7 protein-coding genes are annotated in these 5,560 nt (G+C 59.4%); 2 read left to right on the forward strand and 5 right to left on the reverse strand.

The features are described from left to right. Window positions 1-1,480 (reverse strand): HAD-IIB family hydrolase (locus tag EN984_RS20820; RefSeq protein WP_127383920.1); only part of this gene is annotated, 1,480 nt, incomplete at its 3' end. 228 nt (window positions 1,481-1,708) lie between these two features. Between EN984_RS20820 and EN984_RS20825 the strand changes: the two genes are divergently transcribed. Next, on the forward strand, window positions 1,709-2,215 hold the full coding sequence (locus EN984_RS20825; RefSeq protein WP_127272261.1) for a ferritin-like domain-containing protein: 507 nt from the start codon (window positions 1,709-1,711) through the stop codon (window positions 2,213-2,215). Window positions 2,216-2,465: 250 nt separating this feature from the next. On the opposite strand, the gene EN984_RS20835 is transcribed toward EN984_RS20825, so the two are convergent. The 3 genes from EN984_RS20835 to EN984_RS20845 form a co-directional block, all read right to left on the reverse strand. Beyond that, window positions 2,466-3,437 carry an SDR family oxidoreductase gene (locus tag EN984_RS20835; protein ID WP_127268842.1) on the reverse strand — a complete coding sequence of 324 codons (972 nt, stop codon included), beginning with the start codon at window positions 3,435-3,437 and terminating at the stop codon, window positions 2,466-2,468. After that, window positions 3,409-3,609, reverse strand: coding sequence for a hypothetical protein (locus EN984_RS20840; protein WP_127268843.1), 201 nt, complete (start codon window positions 3,607-3,609; stop codon window positions 3,409-3,411). Before EN984_RS20840 ends, EN984_RS20835 begins: the two co-directional genes overlap by 29 nt. A 133-nt stretch (window positions 3,610-3,742) precedes the next feature. Then, window positions 3,743-4,429: a TetR/AcrR family transcriptional regulator C-terminal domain-containing protein gene (locus tag EN984_RS20845; RefSeq protein WP_127268844.1), complete on the reverse strand. Its 687-nt coding sequence runs from the start codon at window positions 4,427-4,429 to the stop codon at window positions 3,743-3,745. 188 nt (window positions 4,430-4,617) lie between these two features. On the opposite strand from EN984_RS20845, the gene EN984_RS20850 reads away from it, so the two are divergent. Then, entirely contained in the window at window positions 4,618-5,106 is a 489-nt protein-coding gene (locus tag EN984_RS20850; RefSeq protein WP_127268845.1) for a RidA family protein, read from the forward strand. Between the two features lie 114 nt (window positions 5,107-5,220). Here EN984_RS20850 and EN984_RS20855 read toward each other — a convergent pair. Then, a partial coding sequence (locus tag EN984_RS20855) for a TrmH family RNA methyltransferase (protein WP_127383921.1) occupies window positions 5,221-5,560 on the reverse strand: 340 nt, incomplete at its 5' end.

Consider the following 5,560-nt stretch of genomic DNA (forward strand, 5'->3'; position numbering starts at 1 on the left):
GATTGTGAGCCCTGAGGTTCATCGCATTGTCAGGGCCATGGAAATAGAAGCTGCCGGCTTCGTCGAGCTGGCCTTCGGCATATTTCCGGCTGTGCCGCTTGAGTGACTGACGTGGTTCAACCACCTTGACCGTCTTGACTTTCTTGCCCGACTGCGGCCGCCAGAACAGCACGCGCGCGCCTTTGGGCGTTGGAATGTCCTTTGGCGGCTCAATGCCAGTTTCCTTGCAGAAGACCTTCACCACGTCCTTCGCCTTGGGGCCAAGCGCAATGATGGCTGTGACAAGGCGCAAGGCGTCTGTCGAGATCGCCTCGGGGTGAACGGTGATCAGGATTGTGCCCGGCAATTCCAATGACAGGACCGCCCGCGTATCGTCGCGCCGCTTGGGCAGAAGATGGTGCGCTTCATCGATGACGAGCCAGTGCGGTCTCGCGGTGCGCCGGCGGAAACTGCTCAGGCCAGGCAGCAGGTCGGCAAAGAAATCCGGCCTCTCGTCGACGCGCAGGGCCAATCCATTGACGACAATGTTGCTGTCGGCCTTGGCGATCAGATCCAGCACCTGCGCCTTTGTCGGCGCGCTTGAGCCGTCGCCCAGGCGAACGGCGCCTTCGAGGCCGTCATAGTCGCCTTCGGGATCGAAGACGCAGAACTGAAAACCACTTTCGACGAAGCGTTCCGTCAGCGCGGTGGCCAAGGTGGATTTGCCAATGCCGGAACTCCCGGCAATGAGGATCGTGTCGCTCGGCGACAGGTAGACATCATCGCCGCCAGACGATCCAAGAACGATGCCGTCATGGCGCTTCGGCACTATCGCGTGATCACGCTTTATCAGCTTTGCGATTAATTGCTCCACGCCCTTGCCGCGGGCGCCACGCATGACCAGGTCGGCTGTATCCTTGACCGCCGGAATTGCATTGTCGACGGCGGCGCTGCAGCCACAGGCCTGCAGGAACGCGTGGTCGTTCTCGGCATCGCCGACGCCGACGACGTTGTGCGGCGAAAGTCGAAGGTCCTGAAGGGCCGCAGCGAGCCCGGTGGCTTTGTTGATGCCGCTCGGCAGGATCATCACCGCGCCCTTGTTGAAGATGATTTCCAGTTCGAGACCCATCTTCTTGATGATATCGAGCACGGTCGCCTGATGGGGTTCCCAAGTCGCGACGATCGATCGCCCGACCGAAAGCGGCTTGACGCCCTGCCGCTTCAATCTGGCGACGAATTTGGGCTCGGGCGATGGGGCGATCACCCGTTCTTCCTCGCTTGCCGGCGTGTAGATCATCGCGCCATTCTCAGCGACGACCTTGTCGAAGAGGCTAAGCTCGGGAAAGACGCGCTTGAGATCGGGCAGTTCACGCCCGGTGACGAGAACCAGCTTGCGGCCGCTTTTCTTGAACCGCTCAAGCGCGGCGAGCGTCTTCTTGGCGACGATCCCATCATGAGCCAGCGTGCCGTCATAGTCTGCCGCCAATGCAATGAAATACATTCCGCCGACCCTTCTCGTTCCGGTTACCCGGCTAGAACGTGCGATTGAGACAAAGGCTCCCCACCGACCGGATCGCAGGTCTGGAGAAGGGCGGTTCGCCCTCGGAAATCAGGAACTCCTTCGGTGCCGGTACGTTGACCAGACAAGCCGGGAACCGTCCCGGTCTTTGCTGGCGGCGTGCAAACCCCGTCGCCGAAATCCACACCAAGCGCAATGAAAGGTAAGGCCATGGGCTTCTTTTCGAAGGACATCAAGACACTCGACGATCTCTTCGTGCACACGCTGCGCGACATCTATTACGCCGAAAAGCAGATCGAGAAGGCGCTGCCGAAGATGATCGACAAGGCAACCGACCCGCAATTGAAAGCCGGATTTGAAAAACACCTCGATCAGACGAGAGGCCATATCGAGCGCGTCGAAGAGGTGTTTGAGTTGCATGGCGTCAAGGCCAAGGAGGTCAACTGTCCGGCAATCGACGGCATTCTCGAGGAGGCCGACGATGTGAGCGGTGACGTCGATGACAAGGAGGTTCTCGATGCGGCGCTGATTGCTTCGGCGCAGGCCGTCGAACACTATGAGATGACCCGCTACGGCACGCTCATCGCCTGGGCCAAGCAACTTGGCCGCACGGACTGCGCCAATGTGCTGACCAAGAACCTCAGGGAAGAACAGGCGACCGATCGCAAGCTCACCGAAATGGCGGAAAGCAAGATCAACCTGCAGGCAGCCGAATAAGGCTGCGATCCGGCCGGCTGGTAACTCGGCCGGCCGGATTGCCGGCAGGTTTCCACTCCGTCAGCGAGACGGGTCGACGCCCAAGGCCGCTGATTGCTGGCGCAGCGCCTCATCGTCATCCTGCGGCACATGCCGAGCAGATCCTGCTGTTTCCGTGTAGATGCGGTACGCTACGCAAGCGAGCGCCACCATGAAAAGTAGACGGCCCATCCATCCTACTCCTTGGTTACGGATTTCGTTTCGGCCATCCTCAGTACCCTCCGACGACCGGCAAGATCTCGCCGGTGATGTAGCTCGAGCAGTGCGGCGAAGCGAGGAACACATAGGCCGGCGCGAGTTCTTCCGGTTGCGCGGGTCGTTTCATTGGCGTGTCCGCGCCGAATTTCGAGACGTCGTCGGCTTCCTTGTCCGACGGATTGAGCGGCGTCCACACCGGCCCCGGTGCGACCGCATTCACCCTTATGCCCTTGCCGATGAGATTTCCCGACAAGGCCCGCGTGAAGGCATGGATGCCGCCCTTGGTCATCGAATAGTCGACCAGTTGTTTTGAACCGTCGATACCGGTTACCGAACCGGTGTTGATGATCGCCGAACCGGGTTTCATGTGCGGCACCGATTCCTGCGCCATATGAAAATAGCCGTAAAGATTGGTCTTCAGCGTCGTGTCGAAATGTTCTTCGGTCAGCTCGCCGAAATCGCTGGAATGAATTTGGAACGCGGCGTTGTTGACCAGCACGTCGATGCGGCCGAATTTTTCAACGGTCTCCATGACCGCCTTGTGGCAGTGGCTGCGTTCGCTGACATCGGCCTTGACCAGGATGCAGCGTCGTCCCTCCTTTTCCACCGCTGATTTGGTCTCTTCAGCATCCTTGTCCTCGGCCAGATAGACGATCGCGACGTCGGCGCCCTCGCGGGCGAACAACACCGCCACCGAGCGGCCGATGCCGGAATCGCCGCCCGTGATGAGTGCTACCTTTTGGTCGAGTTTTTTCGATCCGAGATAGTACGGCGCATCATACAAAGGCTCCGGCTCTAGTGCCCATTCGTGCCCCGGTTTGGGCTGATGTTGCTCGGGGAAGGGGGGCTCGGGATATTCACGGGCGCCAGCCTGCATGGCGCCTTGCTGCTTCCCATCGCCTTTCGATTTGTCCTTGGCATCGACGCCACGTTGGATATGGCGCTGCTTGGCCGCTTCACCGGCTATTTCCGACTTCATCTGCATGATCGTCTCCTTGGCTTGGAGAGGAAACAACGCATGTCAGGCAAAAAGGTTTGCGCAAAAGATCGAGAGATTCCGGCCAGCGTTTGGCAATGCGTAACAACGACATCGCCAGTTGCACCAATTCAGCTGCAATGCAGCCGCGCCAGCCACCGCCGCCGATGGGATCGAGCATCCGGGCTTGCCCGTTGCCTGTGCCGCCTTGGCAGCGAGCCAAATGTGATGATGTGGATTGGGGAAGCTATTGCGTCAAACTGGCGTGCGCAAAGCAGCGCCATCCGGTCTGCTCCAAGCGTAGCCGTCGGAATCTATCTTGGCGAGAGGCCATCGAGCAGGAAGTCCAGGCCTTTTCGGAAAGTGCCGTCCCAATCGTTGTCCAACAGCAGACGAGAGCGTTCGATTGTCGGGTAGTGTTCGCTGAGATGTGTAAGACGCGGCTGTGCGGCTGCTCTGTCTTCTTCCGAGAGGTCGAAGCTTGCCCGGGTGAGGGTGGCGCCCATCACATAGTTCCAGAGCGACCAAATCGCGGCGTTGAGATCCGCGTCCGCAACACCGGCTCTCGACAAGGTCTTGCTCAGCATTTCCAGGCGACTGAGGATGTTCGGGCCAAGCGCCCGTCGCGGCAACAGCGATGCCGACCAAGGATGGCGCAACATTCTGGCGCGCCAGCTTTCGAGCATATGAACGACGTCTCCGCGCCAGTCCGGAGACTCACCTGTTTCGGGCGATGCGCGATATTCGAGCACCGAATCGAGTGCTAGATCAAAGACATCCTCCTTGTTGTCGACGTGCCAGTATAGGCTCATCACACCCGAGCCGAGGCGATCGGCCAGCCGACGCATTGTCACTCCGTCTATGCCCTGGGCGTCCAGCAGTTCCACCGCGATCGCCACGATACGCTCTCGAGACAGCGGCGGCTCGCTGCTCGCTTCCTGCATAGGTGGAAGCTTTGTCCGTTGCGATCGTTTGCTGGCACTGCGGGGTTTGGCTGCCATCTGTCTTCCTTGCTGGCCGAACGTCGATTTTGGCAGGCACCGTCAGGAATGTCGACGCTGATCGCTTGACTAGTACGACGTACCATACGATGACTCGTACATCGCACGATTCATCGTATGGGCGATCTGGTTAAAGTTCATGCCGGCCGCGAGTGCGTTATTCGCAGTCAGCAGAGCCAGGAGAAATCATGTCACGCGCAATCAAGCATCTGCTTACCGGAGGGCTAATTATCATGACCATGGCAGTTTCCGCTGCGGCTACAGCGACTGGGAACGACCTCAAGCTGACCATCGTCAATCCACAGACGCTCTACGACCCGTCGCCGAATGGCTACAGCACCGACGTGATCGCACCGCGCGGAGCTCGGATTGCCTACATCTCCGGGCAGGGCGGCCAAGACAGCACAGGAGCCTTGTCACCCGATTTCGCCGTCCAGGTTAAGCAGGCCTACGCAAATTTGCATGCGGCGCTCGAGGGCATCGGCGCCAGGCCGGATCAGGTGGCGAAGCTCACGGTCTTCGTGGTCGACCACGACATGTCCAAGCTCGATGTGTTGACCAGGAACGTCAAGGACATGTTCGGCGAGGCGCTGCCGGCGCAGACACTGGTTCCCGTTCCCAAGCTTGCAATCGACCCCATGCTTTTCGAGGTGGAAGCCGTGGTCATTCTGGAGTAGGGGCGAGATCGCCCCACAAACTGAAACGGGTCGAGCGCGCCGCCGACAGCCGCACATCCGGAGCCATTATACGGAAGTAGAGCCGGCCAACGGTCGGTTGAGCTTCGCGTCAGCTCAGGTCTGTCCTTCGGTTTCGCTCGAAGCAAAGCCGCCAATTTCCCGACGCATTACAGTAGGTAGTGGCTCAGCGCGTTTTCCCTTCCGGCTACCGCGGCGGTATTTGCTCTGATACTCGCGTCGCTGTTTCGCGATTTCGTAGAGTACGATACCCGAACTGGTTCCGAGGTTTAGGCTCTCGATCATCCCGAACATTGGAATTGCTACGCACATCTCGCTGCGCTCGACCGCAAGGGTGCTGATGCCCCGTTTCTCATTGCCGAACCAGACAGCGAGTTTGGTGTGCTGGGTATAATCGCCCTCGTGCAGGAAAACGCTGGTCTTTCCCATTATATGC

Origin of the sequence: Mesorhizobium sp. M7A.F.Ca.CA.004.12.1.1, from assembly GCF_003997835.1 — a bacterium.
GTDB lineage: Bacteria > Pseudomonadota > Alphaproteobacteria > Rhizobiales > Rhizobiaceae > Mesorhizobium.

Excerpts from the sequence above, each read along its gene's own strand:
- EN984_RS20825 (WP_127272261.1), top strand. The coding sequence starts at position 1,709 with ATGGGCTTCTTTTCGAAGGACATCAAGACACTCGACGATCTCTTCGTG.
- EN984_RS20835 (WP_127268842.1), bottom strand. The coding sequence starts at position 3,437 with ATGCAGATGAAGTCGGAAATAGCCGGTGAAGCGGCCAAGCAGCGCCAT.
- EN984_RS20840 (WP_127268843.1), bottom strand. The coding sequence starts at position 3,609 with ATGCTCGATCCCATCGGCGGCGGTGGCTGGCGCGGCTGCATTGCAGCT.
- EN984_RS20845 (WP_127268844.1), bottom strand. The coding sequence starts at position 4,429 with ATGGCAGCCAAACCCCGCAGTGCCAGCAAACGATCGCAACGGACAAAG.
- EN984_RS20850 (WP_127268845.1), top strand. The coding sequence starts at position 4,618 with ATGTCACGCGCAATCAAGCATCTGCTTACCGGAGGGCTAATTATCATG.